The sequence below is a fragment of the Pseudoflavitalea sp. G-6-1-2 genome (assembly GCF_012927185.1).
In the GTDB taxonomy this organism is placed as follows: Bacteria; Bacteroidota; Bacteroidia; order Chitinophagales; family Chitinophagaceae; genus Pseudobacter.
Map to the genome: position 1 here is coordinate 2027071 of NZ_JABBGB010000001.1, position 18855 is coordinate 2045925.

Here is an 18855-nt window from a genome sequence, read left to right on the forward strand (position 1 = left end):
CGCGTCTGCGCCACGCTTTCTTCACAAAAAGAAAAAATGGCTAAAACATTATTTGAAAAGATCTGGGACAAGCACGTTGTACAGAACATCGACGGCGGACCCTCAGTGTTGTATATCGACCGACACTTCATCCATGAAGTAACCAGCCCACAGGCATTTCAGGGAATCGAAAAAAGAGGCATGAAAGTTTTCCGCCCTGCACAGATCGTAGCAACAGCGGATCATAACGTACCCACTTTACAGCAACACCTCCCCATCAAAGACGAGCTCTCCCGTGTACAGGTGCAGCAGCTCATTGCCAACTGCAAGAATCATAACATCGAATTATACGGATTGGGTCATCCATTCCAGGGTATCGTTCACGTGATAGGACCGGAACTGGGCGTAACACAGCCCGGCATGACCATTGTGTGCGGCGACAGCCACACATCTACCCACGGTGCATTCGGAGCCATTGCCTTCGGCATTGGTACCAGCGAAGTGGAAATGGTGATGGCAACTCAGTGCCTGATGCAATCTAAACCAAAGCTCATGCGTATCAATGTAGAAGGCACATTGAACAAAGGAGTGGTATCTAAGGACATTATTCTCTACATTATCGCTCAGATCTCAGCATCAGGCGCTACCGGTTATTTTGTTGAATATGCAGGTTCTGCCATCCGCAGCCTCAGCATGGAAGGCCGCATGACCATCTGCAACATGAGCATCGAGATGGGCGCACGCGGAGGCATGATCGCTCCCGATGAAATCACTTTCGAGTACATCAAAGGCCGTCAGTTTGCTCCCGGCAATGGCCAGTGGGATGCGAAACTCGCCGCATGGAAAGAACTTTACTCCGATGAAGGAGCCACCTTCGACAAAGAGATCAACATCCGCGCGGAAGATATCGAACCAATGATCACCTACGGAACCAACCCCGGAATGGGCGTGAGTGTTGCAGGGAATATCCCCGGAGTAACCGATATCGATGAGAAGGAGAAACCTTCTTTCCTCAAATCGCTCGACTACATGGGCCTTCAGCCCGGTGCGAAGATCAAAGGAAAGAAAGTGGATTACGTATTCATCGGCAGCTGTACCAACAGCCGCATCGAAGACCTTCGTCTCGTTGCCTCTTTCGTAAAAGGAAAGAAGAAAGCAGAAGATGTGGAAGTATGGATCGTACCCGGTTCCAAGCAGGTGGAGAAACAAGCCATCGCAGAAGGAATCGATAAGATCTTTGAAGAAGCAGGCTTTCAGCTTCGTCAGCCCGGTTGCTCTGCATGCCTGGGTATGAATGAAGACAAGATCCCTGCAGGCAAGTACTGCGTGTCTACCTCCAACAGAAACTTTGAAGGAAGACAGGGGCCGAATGCCAGAACCTTCCTCGTTAGTCCGCTGACAGCAGCAGTGGCGGCCATCACCGGAGAAGTAGGAGACGTAAGAGAGTTTATCTAACAAACAATCAAACAACAGTGAGTAAAGCAATCAATATAGTTTCAAGCAGGGCGGTTCCGCTGAATATCCAGAACGTGGATACCGATCAGATCATTCCTGCACGTTTTCTGAAAGCTACGAGCCGTGCGGGTTTCGGAAAGAATCTATTTCGCGACTGGAGATATGAAAATGATGATGAAGCGCAACCGCGTGCAGACTTCGTTCTCAACAATCCGCGCTACAGTGGTAAAGTGCTGGTGGCAGGAAAGAACTTCGGATGCGGATCATCGCGCGAGCATGCAGCATGGGCCATCAAAGATGCCGGCTTCGATGTGGTAGTGAGCAGCTTCTTTGCAGACATCTTCCGCAACAATGCACTCAACAACTTTCTGGTGCCTGTTCAGGTTACTGATGAGTTTCTCGACGCGATGTTTGCGGCAATCGAAAAAGATCCTGCAACGGAGATCGTAGTGAATGTGGAAGCACAGACCATCAGCGTACCGGCAGCCGGATTGCAAAGCAGTTTCGATGTAAACAATTACAAGAAAACCTGTCTGCTCAATGGATATGATGATATCGACTATCTGATCAGTATCAAACCAGCCATTGAAGCATTTGAGCAACAATACAAGTAAGTTAATCCCCCTGAAACCCTGAAACGCATTAGACTATGGAAAAGAATATAGTAGTTATAGAAGGAGACGGTATCGGTCCGGAAGTGACCCGCCAATCCGTGAAAGTATTGAATGCCATTGCCGAGCAGTTCGGTCATACATTCCATTACTCCTATCATCTGATGGGTGCAGATGCCATCGATAAAACAGGCAATCCATTGCCCGATGAAACCATCGAAGCCTGCCTCAACAGCGATGCCATCTTATTCGGGGCCATCGGCCATCCAAAATACGACAACGACCCTACTGCCAAAGTAAGGCCGGAGCAGGGTTTGCTGAAACTGCGCAAGAGTCTCCAGCTGTTTGCGAATATCAGACCTGTAACAACATACGAATCACTGCATCACCTGAGCCCGCTGAAAACGAAGAACATCGAAGGCGTAGACTTCGTGATCTTCCGCGAACTCACCGGTGGCATTTACTTCGGAAAGAAAGAAGTGAATGAAGAAAGAACGCAGGCTTCGGACGATTGCGTGTACACGCGTGAAGAGATCGAACGCGTTACACATCTCGCTTTTCAATATGCACAACAACGCAGAAAGAAACTCACGCTGGTTGATAAAGCCAACGTGCTCGAAACATCGCGCCTCTGGCGTAAAGTGGTGCAGGAGATTGCAGCACAGTATGCAGATGTAACCGTTGATTTTCTGTTTGTAGACAATGCAGCGATGCAGATCATTCTGAATCCCAAACAATTCGATGTGGTGCTCACGGAGAATATGTTCGGAGATATCATCAGCGACGAAGCGAGTGTGATCAGCGGATCACTTGGGCTGTTGCCATCGGCCAGCATTGGCAAAGGCGCTGCATTGTTCGAGCCGATCCACGGTTCTTATCCGCAGGCTGCCGGAAAAGATATTGCTAATCCATTGGGTTCCATTCTGTCGGCAGCAATGCTGTTAGATCACCTGGGACTCGCCCGGGAAGCGGCACTGGTACGCGAAGCAGTTGAGTGGACACTCAGCAACAGCTTCGTAACCAAAGACATCGATCCTGTTAATTTTTACTTCACCAGTACAATCGGAGAACTGATCTGTGATTACGTGAGTAATCGTGTACCGGGTGGTATCAATAAAGCGAATATTGAGTTGAGGAAATCAACCATTATTTAAGATTTTTTCGAAAGAGTTGCTTGCTACAGTTCTTTTTATCGATCGGCGGGTGTATATTCGCAGTACATCTACTCTCTATGTTCAAGAGCGGAATTCAAAATATCACTTCTGTTGTCATTGCAATTATTATTGTGGTGGTGGTGATTATTATTCCCTGCTCAAACGGAGGTGGACTATAGCGAACAGTAAATAATCAAAATACTAAGCGACCCGCCTCCAAAAAGGCGGGTCGCTTTTTTTTGCGCCTATTCCGATCAACAAAAAACCTGAAGTCATGTCAACTTATTACAACCAGAACACCATTCTCTATTATAATGGAGAATACCTGAAAGCTGCCGATGCCCGCATCGACCTGTATAGCCAGACCTTCCACTACGGGTATGGCGTATTTGAAGGCATCCGCTCGTATCGCACGGAGAGTGGGGATACAAAGATCTTCAAAGCTGTTGAGCATTACGATCGCCTGCGCGCCTCTGCTGAAGCGCTCAACATGCCTTACCACTGGAGTGCAGAAGAACTGATTGATGCCACTTATGAGGTGTTGAAACAGAACAACCTGCAGAATGCGTATATCCGTCCGCTGGTGTTTGCTCCGGCAAACATGGGCTTTAATAAGAATACCGAATCGCATATCGTGATCGCCGTTTGGGAAATGGGATTGTTTCTCGGAGAGAAGAATCTCCGCGTAATGACTTCCCCCTGGCAAAGGCCCAACCCGCTTGGGTTTAAGATCCATGCGAAAGCAACCGGACACTATGTGAACTCCATCCTCGCCAGTCAGGATGCAAAAGCAAAAGGCTTCGACGAAGCATTGCTGATAGACATGAATGGCCATGTGGCTGAAGGCCCCGGCGCCAATATGTTCTATGAAAAAGACGGCGTAGTGTATACGCCATCGTTAGGAAATATCCTGCCCGGAATTACCCGTGCAACTGTGATCGAACTCTGTGAAGAACTCGGCATTGAACTCGTAGAAAAACATTTTACACCTGCAGAACTGAAAACGGCCGACAGTGCATTCTTCTGCGGCACTGCGGCTGAAGTAGTAGGCTTTGAATCGCTCGATGATTATACGTTCCCGCAACCCTGGGAAAATTCTATCGGAAAGAAATTGCAAAAAATATATAAGGCTAAAGTTACCGAAGCTGGTGTAGCCGTCAGCTGAAAGTGAAGGCGTGTTTCTTCGCCAGAGGCGAGTGACTTATATGAAAGAGGGCCTCCGGCCCGATATCAACGATTACAAGAAATAAAAAGCATAACCAACACAATGGCACTCAACAAATATTCGCGCACCATTACTCAGGACGTAACGCAACCCGCGGCACAGGCAATGTTATATGGCATCGGATTGACTGATGAAGATCTTGCAAAAGCGCAGGTGGGCATCGTAAGCATGGGCTATGATGGCAATACCTGCAACATGCACCTCAACGATCTCGCAAAGATCGTGAAAGGCGGTGTGTGGGATAATCAACTGGTAGGCCTCATCTTCAATACCATCGGCGTGAGCGATGGTATCAGCAACGGAACAGAAGGCATGCGTTACTCGCTCGTTAGCCGCGACATCATCGCGGATTCCATCGAAGCGGTTTGCGGTGCGCAATATTATGATGGAGTGATCGCCATCCCCGGTTGCGATAAAAATATGCCCGGATCGATCATTGCAATGGGACGACTGAACCGTCCGGCTATTATGGTGTATGGCGGAACTATCGCTCCCGGCCACTACAAAGGTCAGGATCTGAACATCGTTTCAGCGTTCGAAGCCTTAGGGCAGAAACTCGCAGGAACCTTGTCTGATGCGGATTTCAAAGGCATCGTTCAGCATTCTTGTCCGGGTGCAGGCGCCTGCGGCGGCATGTACACAGCCAACACCATGGCATCTGCGATCGAAGCGCTGGGCATGAGCCTTCCTTATTCTTCTTCCAATCCGGCACTCAGCGAAGAGAAGAAAGCAGAGTGTATCGCAGCAGGAAAAGCTATCCGCAATCTCCTCGAAAAAGACATCAAGCCTTCTGATATCATGACGCGCAAAGCGTTTGAAAACGCCATCACCGTAATAATGGTGTTGGGTGGAAGCACCAACGCAGTGCTGCACCTCATCGCCATGTCAAAGAGTGTAGGCGTAACCGTTACACAGGACGATTTCCAGGCCATCAGCAACAGAGTACCTGTACTTGCCGATTTCAAGCCAAGCGGAAAATACCTGATGCAGGATCTTCATCAGCACGGAGGTGTTCCTTCTGTGATGAAATACCTGCTGCAACAGGGATTGCTGCATGGAGACTGTCTCACTGTAACCGGCAAAACATTGGCGGAGAATCTGTCTGAAGTGCCGGATCTCGATTTCGATGCGCAGAAGATCATCCTTCCGCTGGAGACGCCGATCAAAGCAACAGGTCACCTGCAGATCCTGTACGGCAACCTTGCATCGGGTGGCAGCGTGGCAAAGATCAGCGGAAAAGAAGGCGAGTTCTTCGCAGGACCAGCACGTGTATTCGACGGAGAGTTTGAACTGATTGCCGGCATCAACAGCGGTAAGATCAAACACGGAGATGTAGTAGTGATCCGTAATGTAGGTCCGAAGGGAGCACCCGGCATGCCGGAGATGCTGAAACCCACATCAGCACTGATTGGTGCGGGATTGGGCAAAAGCATCGCACTCATCACCGACGGCAGATTCAGCGGAGGCACACACGGATTTGTAGTAGGCCATATTACGCCGGAAGCATATGAAGGCGGACTGATCGCACTGGTACAGGATGATGATCCCATTGAACTGGATGCAGTAAAAAATACCATCACGCTCAAAGTAAGCGACGAAGAGTTGGCGAAGCGCAAAGCTGCGTGGAAACAACCCGATCTGAAAGTAACCAAAGGAATCTTATTCAAATACGCGAAGAGTGTTAAGAACGCAGCTGAAGGATGTGTAACTGACGAAGCATAATCACCTTAACCCTTCCATTCAAAAAAAATAATTATGAGCACAACAACGGCAGCGCCCGCACAGTCTACGGAGGAGAAAAAAGCCAGCACCACAACAGTGAGTGGTTCGGTGGCTGTGCTGGAAGCGATTCTGGCAGAGGGCGTGAACACCATCTTCGGATATCCGGGTGGAGCCATCATGCCTATTTACGATGCACTGTATGATTATCAGGAAACACTGAAACATATTCTCGTTCGTCATGAGCAAGGTGGAATTCACGCTGCACAAGGGTTTGCGAGAACATCCGGAAATGTGGGTGTGGTGTTTGCCACGAGTGGCCCAGGCGCTACCAATCTGGTGACCGGTCTCGCAGATGCGATGATCGACAGTACTCCGGTTGTTGCAATAACCGGTCAGGTGTTTGCTCACCTGCTGGGTACAGATGCTTTTCAGGAAACGGATGTGATCAATATCACCACACCTGTTACCAAATGGAATTATCAGGTAACGGATGCAACGGAGATCCCTGCCGTGATGGCGAAGGCTTTCTACATTGCGCGTACCGGCCGTCCTGGTCCGGTGCTGATCGATATCACCAAGAATGCGCAGCTGCAGAAGTTTGAATATGAAGGATACAAAAAATGTGAGCATATCCGCAGCTATCGTCCGAAACCAATCGTGAGAAAAGAATACGTGAAGCAGGCGGCAGAGCTGATCAATGCAGCAGAGAAGCCGTTCGTGTTGTTTGGTCAGGGTGTGATACTGGGAAAGGCAGAACAGGAGTTTAAGAAGTTCCTCGAAAAGAGTGGAATCCCTGCAGCCGCTACCATCATGGGTTTGAGCTCACTGCCTACGGATCATCCGCAGCATGTGGGTATGCTGGGCATGCACGGAAACTATGGTCCGAATGTACTCACCAATGAGTGCGATGTGCTGATCGCCATCGGTATGCGATTCGATGATCGTGTTACGGGAAGGCTCGACAAATATGCGAAGCAGGCGAAAGTGATTCACCTCGATATTGATCCGGCTGAGATAGACAAGAACGTAAAAGCAGAAGTGCCTGTTTGGGGAGATTGCAAAGAAACATTGCCGATGCTCACCGAACTGATAGAACCAAAAGTATATCCGCAGTGGTTGCAGAAGTTCCGCGACTTCGAACAGCAGGAGCAGGAACAATGCATTCAGCCTGAATTGCATCCTGCATCGGACATTCTCACCATGGGTGAAGTGATCCGTGTGCTCAATGAGCTCACCGGCGGAGATGCAGTGGTGGTAACGGATGTAGGCCAGCATCAGATGGTAGCCTGCCGTTATGCGAAGTTCACGCAGAGCCGCAGCAATATAACCAGCGGTGGTCTCGGAACTATGGGCTTTGCGCTGCCGGCAGCGATAGGCGCCAAGTTCGGAGCTCCCGACAGAACAGTGGTTGCAGTGATTGGCGATGGTGGATTTCAAATGACTTTGCAGGAACTGGGCACTATCATGCAGAGCGGAATCGATGTAAAGATCCTGATTCTGAACAATGAGTTCTTAGGCATGGTACGTCAGTGGCAGCAGCTCTTCCACGACAAACGATATTCTTTCGTTGATATCACCAGTCCGGATTTTGTAGCGTTGGCGAAAGCTTACTACATCGATGGTCAGCGTATCAGTGAGCGTGCTCAACTGCAGGCTGCACTGAAACAGATGCTCGATCACAAAGGATCTTATCTGCTCGAAGTGAAGGTAGGCAAGGAGAACAACGTGTTTCCGATGGTGCCGCAGGGATGCAGCGTAGCTGAGATCAGGCTGAAGTAAAAGCGATATCGATCGCAAGTGTCAACTCAAAAAATCAACCAAATGTCAAAGCAGGAATTTACAGTAACAGTATACACCGAAAACCAGATAGGGTTGCTCAACCGCATCGCCATCATGTTTTCGCGCAGAAAAATAAATGTGGAGAGCCTGAACACTTCACCGAGTGAAGTGGATGGCATCCATCGCTTCACCATCGTGATCAACGAAGTGGAAGACGTGGTGAAGAAACTGGTTCGCCAGATAGAGAAGCAGGTTGAAGTGCTGCGTGCTTACTACAACACAGGCGAGGAGATCGTTTGGCAGGAACTGGCGATGTACAAGGTTCCTACGGATGAGATCGCTGAAAAAGTAAAAGTAGAAAGGCTGCTCCGCGAATACGGCGCACGCGCTGTAGTGATCCGTAAAGACTATACCATATTCGAAACAACGGGTCATCGCGAAGAGACCGATAAGCTTATCAGTGTGCTGGAGCCATACGGACTGATCGAATTCGTTCGCAGTGCACGTGTGGCTATCATCAAGGCCAGTGCAGGCTTCCACGAAAAACTGAAGGAGTTCGAAGAGAATATCCCTTCGGAAGAAGTGATCGAAAATGAATTCCTGAACAGAAAGGACGAAGTGTTCAGCATGTAATCAATAAATACAACCAAACTTTTTTACAACCATAAACAATTACGACAATGGCAAAACTCAATTTCGGCGGTGTTGAAGAAAATGTAGTAACCCGCGAAGAATTTCCACTGGCCAAAGCACAGGCAATATTAAAGGATGAAGTAGTAGCTGTGATCGGTTACGGTGTGCAAGGTCCTGGCCAGGCGCTCAATCAGAAAGACAATGGCGTTAACGTGATAGTTGGTCAGCGCAAAAATTCTAAAAGCTGGGATAAAGCCGTTCGTGATGGATTTGTTCCTGGTGAAAGCCTTTTCGATATCGAAGAAGCGCTGGAGCGCGGAACCATCATCTGCTACCTGTTGAGCGATGCTGCACAGATTCAGCTGTGGCCAACAGTGAAGAAACATCTTACAGCCGGCAAAGCCCTGTATTTCTCTCATGGCTTCGGCATCACATACAACGATCAGACAGGCATTGTTCCTCCTGCTGATGTAGACGTATTCCTCGTTGCACCAAAAGGTTCAGGTACATCACTCCGCAGAATGTTTTTGCAGGGCCGTGGTCTGAACAGTTCTTATGCAATTTTCCAGGATGCAACAGGTCGTGCATTTGAAAGAGTAGCGGCGCTCGGTATCGCTATCGGCAGCGGCTACCTCTTCGAAACAGATTTCAGAAAAGAAGTGTATTCCGATCTCAGCGGAGAGCGCGGAACACTGATGGGAGCTATTCAGGGCATCTTTGCAGCTCAGTACGAAGTGCTGCGCAAAAAAGGACACTCACCTTCCGAAGCATTCAACGAAACCGTTGAAGAGCTTACACAATCACTGATGCCACTGGTAGCAGAGAATGGAATGGACTGGATGTATGCCAACTGTTCAACAACAGCACAGCGTGGTGCACTCGACTGGTGGAAGAAGTTCCGCGATGCTACACTGCCTGTATTCACCGAACTGTATGAGAGCGTAGCTGCAGGAAAAGAAGCTGCACGTTCTATCGCATCTAACAGCCAGGTAGATTACCGTGAGAAGCTGGAAGCAGAACTGAAAGAACTGCGCGACAGCGAGCTCTGGCAGGCAGGTAAGACTGTACGCAGTCTGCGTCCTGAAAATCAGGCGGTACAGCCAGCGAAAGCAACAGCTAACTAATAATTTTTTGCAAGGGTTATGCGGCGGCTGCCTGTGCGCAGTCTGCGGAATTGGGAAAGCTTCAGATCTCAGTACTGCTGTGCTGTTCACGGCAGACCTCCGCAACGCCACTGCAAAAAAGACTACAGGTAAGATGGATTACCGGAAGCTCCGGCCTGTTGATTAAATAACAACCTTCTGATCCGTAGTCAGATGCTCTTTTAAAAAAGGCGTGCAGGCGCCCATCCTGCAAAAACAAATGAACACATCCACAAATCTGAGCACCAACCTTGAATTTCACAAAGCTGCCATGCGGCTTAGAAAGGTGGTGAACAGAACACCTCTTCAGTACTCGCATACGCTAAGCCGAAAGTACGAAGCTGAGATTTACCTGAAGCGCGAAGACCTTCAGGTAGTACGCAGCTACAAACTCCGCGGCGCTTACAATATGATGAGCAGCCTGCCACCTGAAGAACTGGCCAAAGGCGTGGTATGCGCCAGTGCCGGCAATCACGCGCAGGGCTTTGCTTTCAGCTGCAAGAAGTTGAATGTAAAAGGAGTAGTGTTCATGCCCATTATCACTCCCAATCAAAAGGTGAAGCAAACCAAAATGTTCGGGGAAGATTTTATCGAGATACGCCTTGTGGGCGATACTTTCGACGACTGCGCAGCCGCAGCCCGTTCATACACGGTTGAACACAATATGACCTTCATCCCTCCATTCGATGATCTCCGCATCATTGAAGGTCAGGGTACGGTAGCGCTCGAAATTCTCGAAGATCAGAGCGAGATCGATTACCTGTTTGTGCCTGTTGGCGGCGGCGGACTCGCCTCCGGCGTAGGCAGTTACTTCAGAACTTATTCCCCCAAAACATCAATAGTAGGCGTAGAGCCGGAAGGGGCTCCTTCCATGAAACGCGCACTGGAAGCCGGTGAGCCCGTAACGCTCGACAATATCGAGCGGTTCGTGGATGGCGCAGCCGTGAAGCGTGTAGGCGATCTTACCTTCGCTATCTGCAAAGAAGTGCTCAACGAAATGCACCTGGTGCCCGAGGGAAAAGTATGCTCTACCATCCTTAAGCTGTACAACGAAGATGCGATCGTAGTGGAACCTGCCGGCGCACTTACCATTGCAGCCCTCGACGATTTTGCTGCACAGATCAAAGGCAAAACGGTGGTATGTGTGGTGAGCGGAAGCAATAACGATATCGACCGCATGCAGGAGATCAAAGAACGCAGCCTTCAGTACGAAGGACTGAAACATTATTTCCTGGTTCGGTTTGCCCAGCGCCCCGGAGCCCTGAAAGAATTTGTGAACCATGTGCTCGGTCCTGAAGATGATATTACAAGGTTTGAGTATATGCAAAAGCATAACAAAGAAACCGGTCCGGCATTGGTGGGCATCGAACTGAAACGCGCCGAAGACTACAATGCGCTGCTGAAGAACATGCAGCAGTACCAGATCAATTATACGGAACTGAACAAGAATGATAACCTCTACGGATACTTAGTGTAACAAAGTAGGGTGTGCATAATATTAAGTGTGCTATCCACACAATAAAAAAATATCCGGGCAAGTTATGTTTCACGGATATTCATGTATATATTTGCCCAGTTCTAAGAGGAATAACTTATCAAGAAAGGCAGAGGGAAACGGGCCCGATGACGCCTTGACAACCTTCTATCTTATGAACAGGCTGGCTGTACCCTGCCTGTAAGCGAGATAGAAAAGGTGCCAATTCCTGCCCCAGATGGGGGAGAGATAAGTCAGAGTATAGCTTAAGATTGTAAAATGCCATAGGGCATTCTTATATAATTGAAGCTCACCTGACGCAATCGGGTGAGCTTTTTTGTTGCACTGAACTGAATCAGTGGTGGTGCACAAAGCATGATTGTTTAATAGTAGATTTTCTCATGTGACCGTTTGGTCTAACCAGGGATTGTTTTCACTTTCCCTGCTTTTTTTTCACATCGATTCTACCGGTTGATGGTATTACGCTTTGGTCAGGGTAATACTTGTTTTGAATAGGCGGAACATCTGGCAATTGCACATTGCTTTTAATTGTCTGAGCTATGAAAGAACAATATCGCCAACTGTTTGATAAGATGCTGGTTGAAATGGAAGATTGCGGAAAGCGCATGGGTTCCGAGAAGGAGCAGATCGAATGCTGCTTTCAAACCTGTGAGCGTAACTGGAATGATCTGCAGCAATTGCTGGATTACAGGTTATTCAAGGATCTTCACGATGAGATCTGGTTCTTCAAAACTGTGAAGCCTGCCTTTACCGGCATGCTCGAATATTTTGCACTCGTGTATAAGGCTGCGCTGTTTCATCCCGATTCGGGCAGCAATATTGCAGAGGTGCGCAACTTCTGGCATAAGGAGCTGCACCATGCAGAAAAGTTCCTGCTCGAAAACGAACAATACTATCAGTACTACAAAACCGGCAGAACTGAGATGGACGAAGTATACTTCGCCAGGGCCGGCAACAACGATCCCTCCAATTCACCCGTATACCGGAGCCATTATTCCGGGGTGAGTTTCCGCCACCATACTTCGCACGACGGATTATTTGCCGCCATTCAGGCGCGCGATAAATATCTTCGTTATGTGCTGGAAAAAATTGAAACCGTTGAGATTCAAACGGTTTTAAAAATAACAGGATAATTTTCTTTCAAACTTTATTTTAGCCATAGGGGTAAGGCATTTCCCGGTTGTCATATAAAACAAAAGGCAATTGGGCGAAGCAGCTATATTTGGAGGCAGAACACAACATCTACGAATGGCCACATCGGAAGCGGGAACCACGCATCTGCTGGGAACAGCATTTGAAAAGGTTTTTAAAAGTCATTTTAAAAGCCTTCATTCTTATGCCTACACCATTGTGAAAGATGATGCACTCGCCGAAGAAATGGTTCAGAACGTCTTCTGCAAGATCTGGGAAAGAAAGGGGCAGCTGGCAATTGAAACATCCCTCACAGCTTATCTGTACAGGGCGGTTTACAATGAAAGCCTCAACTACATCAAACACCAGAAAGTGCGGATGGCCTATCAGGCCCACGCCACTTACCAGATGAGCCATCAAACAGATTCAGCCTCCAAAAAAGTATTACTGGGCGACCTCGAACAACAGCTGCGGAAAGCGATGAGCGAACTGCCGGAGCAGTGCCGTACCATTTTCCAGATGAGCCGCTTTGAAGAATTGAAGTACCAGGAGATTGCCGATCGGCTGGGCATCTCCCCAAAAACCGTAGAAAATCAAATGGGTAAGGCCCTGAAATTGCTGAGAAGCAAACTGGTTGATTTCTTACCCCTGTTACTGATAATCCTCACAAACCTCTAAAAAGAAACTGATTGAACGCCGGATTGTACAATATGAGTGATGACCTGCTGGTGAAATACCTGCTGGGCGAGGCGTCTGCCAGTGAGAGGAAGGAGGTGGAGACCTGGATAAGCGCAGACACCGATCATTACCGCTACTACGAGAACTTCAAATTCATCTGGGACGAAAGCCAGCAACTCGCTGCCCGGAGTACCGTAAATGAAAATGATGCGTGGAAGCGGTTTCAGCAACGTATCGCAGAAGCTGAGTCGGATGCTGACGCAGACGATGAGCATGGGAGCCCGGTAATGACCGTGGTTAAGCCCGAGCGCATCAGGTGGTACGAAACCCGCGTTGCTGCCAGCATCATCATGCTGCTGGGCGTTGCTGGCCTGTTATTCTACATTCTTGTTCCTTTTAAAAGCAATCACTCCGGCAATGCTGTTGTTGTAGCCACTACCACTGCATCTAAAGCCGAAACACTTTCCGATGGTTCAATAGTTACACTCAATAAGAATTCTGCAATCAGTTTCGAGAAAGGGTTTACAGACGATAAACGGGTTGTTTCTCTCAAGGGAGAAGCCTTCTTCCAGATTCAGCCGGATAAATCCAAACCATTTATCGTTACAGTGAACGATGTAACCATCACTGTTCTCGGAACATCCTTCAATGTAAAAAGCATCAATGGCAAAACTGAAGTGATCGTTGAGTCCGGCATGGTGAAAGTAGATCGCGCCAATCAGTCTGTGCAGTTGAAGCAGAAAGAAAAACTGGAGATAGAAAAGAAAGACAGTGTACTGGAGAAAGTCCCGGTTACCGATCAGTTGTATAAATTCTACCGTACCCGCGAATTCGTTTGCGATGCTACTCCGCTCTGGAAACTGGTCGATGCCATCAACAGCGCTTACGGAGTGAACATTGTTTTAGAAAAACCATCTCTGAAGAACGCTACTATATCGGGAGAGTACTACGATCTGCCACTCGATGATCTGTTGGATCTGATTGTAAATACTTACAACGAAGAAAATATAGTGATAGAAAGAAAGGACTCGCTCATTATCCTGAAATAGGCATTAGTACAGACGCAGCATGACTACAATAACCAATGTGAACAACAAAGGCCTTCGCGCTTTTTTTACCATCTTATCTTTTTTGCTATCCTTTACTGCAGTAAAGGCACAAACTCCATTAAACAGAATTGTATCGCTGGAGATCAGCCGCCAGCAACTGGGACATACACTCGAAATTCTCAGCAATAAAGGAGACTTCTTCTTTTCTTACAACTCAAGAATAGTGAAACGCGACAGTCTTGTGTCTCTGAGCGAACGCAACAGAAGCGTAAACTATGTGCTCGACCTGCTTTTCAATGCAGGATACGAATTCAAGGAAAGCGGCAATTATATCATCATCCGCAAAAAGCCAATACAGGTACCATTGGTTACCACGCAGGCGGCCAGTGAGGAAAGCCAGTACTATGTAACCGGCTACATCATCGACGATCAAACAGGTGAGCGTGTGGTGAATGCTTCTGTATTCGAGAAAGATCAGCTGGCTTATGCTGCTACCAATTCAGACGGGTATTTCAAACTCAGACTGAAAAGCAAATACAAGCAGGCAAGCATCACGGTGAGCAAGCAATATTACGAAGACACTACCATTACCATCACACCGAAATACAATCAGCAACTCAATGTTACGGTTGTGCCGGTAGCGATCTCTGAGAATACCACTATTATTGGTCCGTATACATTCGAGGCGCCTGATTCCATTGTGGTGGCCGTTCGCAGTCCGGACAGCACGCACTGGCTCTACACCTACCGTAAATCAGATTCAGTGATGGTGGTGGAAAAGACAATGCTGGCGAAATTTTTCCTCAGCACCATGCAGCAGATACAAACACTCAACCTGAAGAAATTCTTTACAGCAAGACCTTATCAGATGAGCCTTGTGCCGGGCATCAGTTCCAACGGTAAACTCAATGGTCAGGTTGTCAACAATATCTCACTCAACTTGCTCGGTGGTTACAGCGCGGGTGTGAACGGAGTGGAAGTAGGCGGTTTGTTCAATATCGCCAAGAAAGATGTGAAATACGTGCAGATAGCGGGTTTAACCAATATGGACGGAGCTAATGTGCGCGGGGTGCAGATCGCTGGCATCACCAATACGGTACTCGATACCATGGACGGTGTGCAGATCGGTGGTATCGGCAACTTTGTAAAACGCAATGCCAAAGGATGGCAGATCGGCGGTGTGTTCAATACCACCGGCGGAAAGTTCGAAGGCTTTCAGTTAAGCGGCTTCGCCAACTATGCAGGAAAAGAATTCAAAGGCATGCAGGGCAGTGGCAATTACAATGTGGCCATCGGTTCTTTCAGGGGTGCACAAATAAGTGGGTGGGGCAACTTCGCCAAAGGTAATACCAATGGTGTTCAGATTGGAGGTAATGTGAATGTGAACTGGAAAGATCTGACAGGTGCGCAGCTCAGCGGCATACTCAATTTCAATGGAGGCCATATCAAAGGAGCGCAGATAGCAGGCATTCTGAACGTGGCTGGCGGAACCACCAATGGAGTACAGATCTCCAGCATCTTCAACTATACCAAAAAGCTCAGAGGTGTTCAGTTTGGATTGTTGAATATCGCCGATACTTCAGACGGATACAGCATTGGATTGATCAATATCGTTTATACTGGTATTCATAAACTAAGTGTGTATGCCAACGAAGTGATGCCTTTCAACGCTGCCTTCAAAACCGGTAATGCAAAACTGTACAGCATTCTGCTGGCGGGTGTAACTGAAGGATATGGGAATGATTCCGTTGATAAGACCTGGAGCTTCGGTTATGGCATCGGCCGTGAATTCTCCTTCACCAAAAAGTGGGGATTGAATGCGGAGCTCACCACACAGCATTTTTACATGGGCGACTGGAATCACGTGAACCTGCTCAGCAGAGTAAATCTCCACGCACATTTCAAGTTCAATAAATTCATCAGTGTCTTTGCCGGTCCTGCTTACTCATTCTACTACTCCGATCAAACGGTTAAGAACCCAGGGTACAGAATGGATATCGCTCCGGGTAATGCCACTTCGCTGGGTAATCCCCAATGGAAAGGCTGGTTTGGATTCAATGCAGGTATCGAGTTCTTCTGATAATTTGCCATTATTATCAACAATTGACCTTTCAGCAATGAATAGGGCCATTCAGCCCGCATGCGTTTCGCTAACCAAATATTAACAATTCGGTTGTTTGAATTTCATAATTTTGGCATATGCCAAGAAGTGAGTCGATACTGGAGTTCCACCAACGTCACAATGTGGAGCCGAAAACACTGATCTGGCCGGGAGGTCAGCGCAGTGCAGGGCAAATAAATGTTTACCGCCGCAGCGATTTTGCATGCCGCTCGGCAACGCCCTACAACCGCCGTGATTTCTACAAGATCTCCCTCGTGCTTGGAACCGGCATGCTTTATTATGCAGATAAAAGCATCATGATAGACAGAGATGCACTGCTCTTTTCCAATCCGAATATTCCCTACAGCTGGCAGGCGATCTCAGAAAAACAGTGTGGTTATTTCACGCTCTTTACACAGGATTTTATGAATAAATCCGAAAGCATTCAGGAGTCTCCGTTGTTCAAAATAGGAAGCGATCCCATCATCTTCATCGATGATGCACAGAGAGAATTCTTCAAAGACATTTTCCTTAGAATGCTTGCTGAGATTGAATCTGAGTATGTTCACAAATACGATCTGCTGCGCAATTATGTAAACCTGATTCTGCACGAAGCCATGAAATCGCAGCGCGATAATCCATGGGAGAAACAGATCAATGCTTCCACGCGCATTGCATCGCTTTTTATTGAACTGCTCGAAAGACAGTTCCCCATCGATTCGCAGGAGCATGTGCTGAAACTGAAAACAGCCAGCGATTATGCCACGCATATGAGCATACATGCCAATCACCTGAACCGCGCGGTGAAAGAAGTTACCGGAAAAACAACCACCGAACATATTGCGGAACGCATCACAAAAGAAGCTAAAGCATTACTGAAACATACACGGTGGAATATCTCCGAAATAGCCTATACGCTCAGCTTCGACCAGCCTGCCTACTTCACCAATTTTTTCAAGAAGCAGACAGGTGAGAGCCCCAATCACTTCCGGGCGGCAAACGTCATTGTTTGATTTTTATAATTATTTGTTTGAAAAGTACAACTGAGGTTTTCTGAACACATTGTACTTTTACATTTCAAAATACTCCGGCGCTTTACACCAACTTACCGCGCAGCTCCTGACTCCTTCTGAAGCAGGCTCCCAGCGTTGCTGACGGTAAGGCCGGAAAAGGTGAGCATCTTGCCATCGTTGCATCCATTTTAGAAAGGGTAAAATACTGTAGTCCTGTATGGGCCTGAATTGCAATGTGCGTCCTGCATTCAGTTTCTGCCGGGCTCTAACCATCAATTGTTTCACCGCATGTCAGCCAAACACCTGAAGTACCTTGCCGGAGCGATGCTGCTGTTGAACGGCGCAGCACAGTCGCAGGCACAAACCATCACACTCAAAGACGCTGTTCAAACGGCCATGAAGAACTATGGCTCCATCAAAGCAAAGGAGCAATATGTGAAAGCATCTAAGTCGGCCGTTAACCAAAGTTCCAAAGAATACCTGCCTGATCTGAGCGTAAGCTTTCAACAGGATTATGGTACCGTAAACGGGCAAACCGGTCCACTTTACGGCTATCGTGGATTGAGCACTGCATCATCCGGACCAGCATTGCCCGAACAGAATTACAACGCCGCATTCGGAGCGCTGTATCTCGCCAACATCAACTGGGATTTCTTTTCTTTCGGCAGGGCCAAAGAAAAGATAGAGATCTCCAAAGCCGCGCTGGCGCGCGATGAGAGCGATTATCAGCAGGAGCAGTTTCAGCACAGCATCCGCGTAGCGGGCGCTTATCTCAATCTGCTGGCGGCACAACGCCTCACCGGATCGTGGCAACGCAATCTCGAACGCGCCTCACAGATCCGCGAAGTGGTGCTGAACCGCGCACGAAACGGATTGAATGCCGGCGTAGATTCATCACTCGCCAATGCAGAAGTTTCCAACGCCAAAATGGCCCTCACACGCGCGAAAGATTATGAGCAGGAGCAGGGCAATATACTCGCCAGATTTCTGGGCATCCCTGCCCAGGAGTTTGTTTTGGATACGCTCTTCATTGCACGCATACCCGCTGCATTGTACCAGCAGCCTGCATCTGCACAACACCCGTTGCTGAACTTCTATCAGAAAAAGATAGACCTCAGCACAGAGCAGGAGAAGTATTTGAAAACCTTCAACTATCCTACTTTCTCTGTATTCGGTGTATTTCAGGGACGCGGATCGGGTTTCAAAAATACCTATGGCCTGCAGGATATGAATGCTTACTCGAAGAGCTACTTCAAAGGCATCGATCCTTCGCGCATCAATTACCTGATGGGAGTTGGCATGGTCTGGAACCTTACCAGCCCATTGCGTGTGCGCGAGCAGGTTAGTTCGCAGAAATTCATCTCCAATGCATTGAAAGCGGAATACGAACTGGCAGACCAGCAACTGAAAGCACAGCTGAGTTTATCGGATACGCGCATTGCCAATTCGCTCGACAATTACAAAGAAGTTCCTGTACAGCTCAAAGCGGCAAGCGATGCTTACCTGCAGAAATCGGTACTGTACAGAAATGGATTGACCAATATGGTGGATGTTCAGCAGGCGCTGTATGCGCTGAACCGCGCGGAAACCGACAGGGATATCGCCTACAGCAACGTATGGCAGGCCTTGTTGCTGAAATCCGCCGCCAGCGGCGATCTTGGCTTATTTATGAATGAATTCTAATTTCA

15 protein-coding genes and 1 riboswitch are annotated in these 18855 nt (G+C 48.1%); all 15 genes read left to right on the forward strand.

Annotation, left to right across the window (positions count from 1 at the left end; all coding sequences use genetic code 11):
• Positions 1–36 precede the first annotated feature (36 nt).
• The 15 genes from leuC to HHL16_RS08535 all read left to right on the forward strand — a co-directional run bounded on the left by leuC (position 37) and on the right by HHL16_RS08535 (position 18850).
• The gene (leuC, locus tag HHL16_RS08465; protein ID WP_169424692.1) at positions 37–1434 is read left to right on the forward strand and encodes a 3-isopropylmalate dehydratase large subunit; all 1398 of its coding nucleotides are present in this window, start codon (positions 37–39) and stop codon (positions 1432–1434) included.
• A gap of 17 nt (positions 1435–1451) precedes the next feature.
• The gene (gene leuD, locus HHL16_RS08470; RefSeq protein ID WP_169424693.1) at positions 1452–2048 is read left to right on the forward strand and encodes a 3-isopropylmalate dehydratase small subunit; all 597 of its coding nucleotides are present in this window, start codon (positions 1452–1454) and stop codon (positions 2046–2048) included.
• A gap of 35 nt (positions 2049–2083) precedes the next feature.
• Complete coding sequence (leuB, locus tag HHL16_RS08475) at positions 2084–3199, forward strand: 3-isopropylmalate dehydrogenase (protein ID WP_169424694.1); 1116 nt, start codon at positions 2084–2086, stop codon at positions 3197–3199.
• Between the two features lie 274 nt (positions 3200–3473).
• Positions 3474–4364 (forward strand): branched-chain amino acid transaminase, encoded by an 891-nt coding sequence (locus HHL16_RS08480; RefSeq protein WP_169424695.1) that lies wholly within the window; start codon positions 3474–3476, stop codon positions 4362–4364.
• Positions 4365–4466: 102 nt separating this feature from the next.
• On the forward strand, positions 4467–6146 hold the full coding sequence (gene ilvD, locus HHL16_RS08485; RefSeq protein ID WP_206022295.1) for a dihydroxy-acid dehydratase: 1680 nt from the start codon (positions 4467–4469) through the stop codon (positions 6144–6146).
• 33 nt (positions 6147–6179) lie between these two features.
• A complete protein-coding gene (gene ilvB, locus HHL16_RS08490) occupies positions 6180–7925 on the forward strand; it encodes a biosynthetic-type acetolactate synthase large subunit (RefSeq protein ID WP_169424696.1) in 1746 nt (581 codons plus the stop codon).
• A 42-nt stretch (positions 7926–7967) separates the two neighbouring features.
• The gene (gene ilvN, locus HHL16_RS08495) at positions 7968–8558 is read left to right on the forward strand and encodes an acetolactate synthase small subunit (protein ID WP_169424697.1); all 591 of its coding nucleotides are present in this window, start codon (positions 7968–7970) and stop codon (positions 8556–8558) included.
• Between the two features lie 47 nt (positions 8559–8605).
• Positions 8606–9682: a ketol-acid reductoisomerase gene (gene ilvC / locus HHL16_RS08500; protein ID WP_169424698.1), complete on the forward strand. Its 1077-nt coding sequence runs from the start codon at positions 8606–8608 to the stop codon at positions 9680–9682.
• 238 nt (positions 9683–9920) lie between these two features.
• Positions 9921–11177, forward strand: coding sequence for a threonine ammonia-lyase IlvA (gene ilvA / locus HHL16_RS08505; RefSeq protein ID WP_169424699.1), 1257 nt, complete (start codon positions 9921–9923; stop codon positions 11175–11177).
• Between the two features lie 112 nt (positions 11178–11289).
• Positions 11290–11430: riboswitch (SAM riboswitch) on the forward strand.
• A gap of 304 nt (positions 11431–11734) precedes the next feature.
• Positions 11735–12328 (forward strand): RteC domain-containing protein, encoded by a 594-nt coding sequence (locus HHL16_RS08510; RefSeq protein ID WP_169424700.1) that lies wholly within the window; start codon positions 11735–11737, stop codon positions 12326–12328.
• A 115-nt stretch (positions 12329–12443) separates the two neighbouring features.
• On the forward strand, positions 12444–13004 hold the full coding sequence (locus tag HHL16_RS08515) for an RNA polymerase sigma-70 factor (RefSeq protein ID WP_169424701.1): 561 nt from the start codon (positions 12444–12446) through the stop codon (positions 13002–13004).
• 11 nt (positions 13005–13015) lie between these two features.
• Positions 13016–14053, forward strand: coding sequence for a FecR domain-containing protein (locus tag HHL16_RS08520; protein ID WP_169424702.1), 1038 nt, complete (start codon positions 13016–13018; stop codon positions 14051–14053).
• Positions 14054–14072: 19 nt separating this feature from the next.
• A complete protein-coding gene (locus HHL16_RS08525; protein ID WP_169424703.1) occupies positions 14073–16133 on the forward strand; it encodes an STN and carboxypeptidase regulatory-like domain-containing protein in 2061 nt (686 codons plus the stop codon).
• A gap of 119 nt (positions 16134–16252) precedes the next feature.
• Positions 16253–17167: a helix-turn-helix transcriptional regulator gene (locus tag HHL16_RS08530; RefSeq protein WP_169424704.1), complete on the forward strand. Its 915-nt coding sequence runs from the start codon at positions 16253–16255 to the stop codon at positions 17165–17167.
• Between the two features lie 288 nt (positions 17168–17455).
• Complete coding sequence (locus tag HHL16_RS08535; protein WP_206022297.1) at positions 17456–18850, forward strand: TolC family protein; 1395 nt, start codon at positions 17456–17458, stop codon at positions 18848–18850.
• The last annotated feature ends 5 nt before the right edge of the window (positions 18851–18855 follow it).

Bases quoted from the DNA above. Each gene is read 5' to 3' on its own strand.
- leuC (WP_169424692.1), top strand. From the start codon at position 37: ATGGCTAAAACATTATTTGAAAAGATCTGGGACAAGCACGTTGTACAG.
- leuB (WP_169424694.1), top strand. From the start codon at position 2,084: ATGGAAAAGAATATAGTAGTTATAGAAGGAGACGGTATCGGTCCGGAA.
- HHL16_RS08480 (WP_169424695.1), top strand. From the start codon at position 3,474: ATGTCAACTTATTACAACCAGAACACCATTCTCTATTATAATGGAGAA.
- ilvD (WP_206022295.1), top strand. From the start codon at position 4,467: ATGGCACTCAACAAATATTCGCGCACCATTACTCAGGACGTAACGCAA.
- ilvB (WP_169424696.1), top strand. From the start codon at position 6,180: ATGAGCACAACAACGGCAGCGCCCGCACAGTCTACGGAGGAGAAAAAA.
- ilvN (WP_169424697.1), top strand. From the start codon at position 7,968: ATGTCAAAGCAGGAATTTACAGTAACAGTATACACCGAAAACCAGATA.
- ilvC (WP_169424698.1), top strand. From the start codon at position 8,606: ATGGCAAAACTCAATTTCGGCGGTGTTGAAGAAAATGTAGTAACCCGC.
- ilvA (WP_169424699.1), top strand. From the start codon at position 9,921: ATGAACACATCCACAAATCTGAGCACCAACCTTGAATTTCACAAAGCT.
- HHL16_RS08510 (WP_169424700.1), top strand. From the start codon at position 11,735: ATGAAAGAACAATATCGCCAACTGTTTGATAAGATGCTGGTTGAAATG.
- HHL16_RS08515 (WP_169424701.1), top strand. From the start codon at position 12,444: ATGGCCACATCGGAAGCGGGAACCACGCATCTGCTGGGAACAGCATTT.
- HHL16_RS08525 (WP_169424703.1), top strand. From the start codon at position 14,073: ATGACTACAATAACCAATGTGAACAACAAAGGCCTTCGCGCTTTTTTT.
- HHL16_RS08530 (WP_169424704.1), top strand. From the start codon at position 16,253: ATGCCAAGAAGTGAGTCGATACTGGAGTTCCACCAACGTCACAATGTG.
- HHL16_RS08535 (WP_206022297.1), top strand. From the start codon at position 17,456: ATGTCAGCCAAACACCTGAAGTACCTTGCCGGAGCGATGCTGCTGTTG.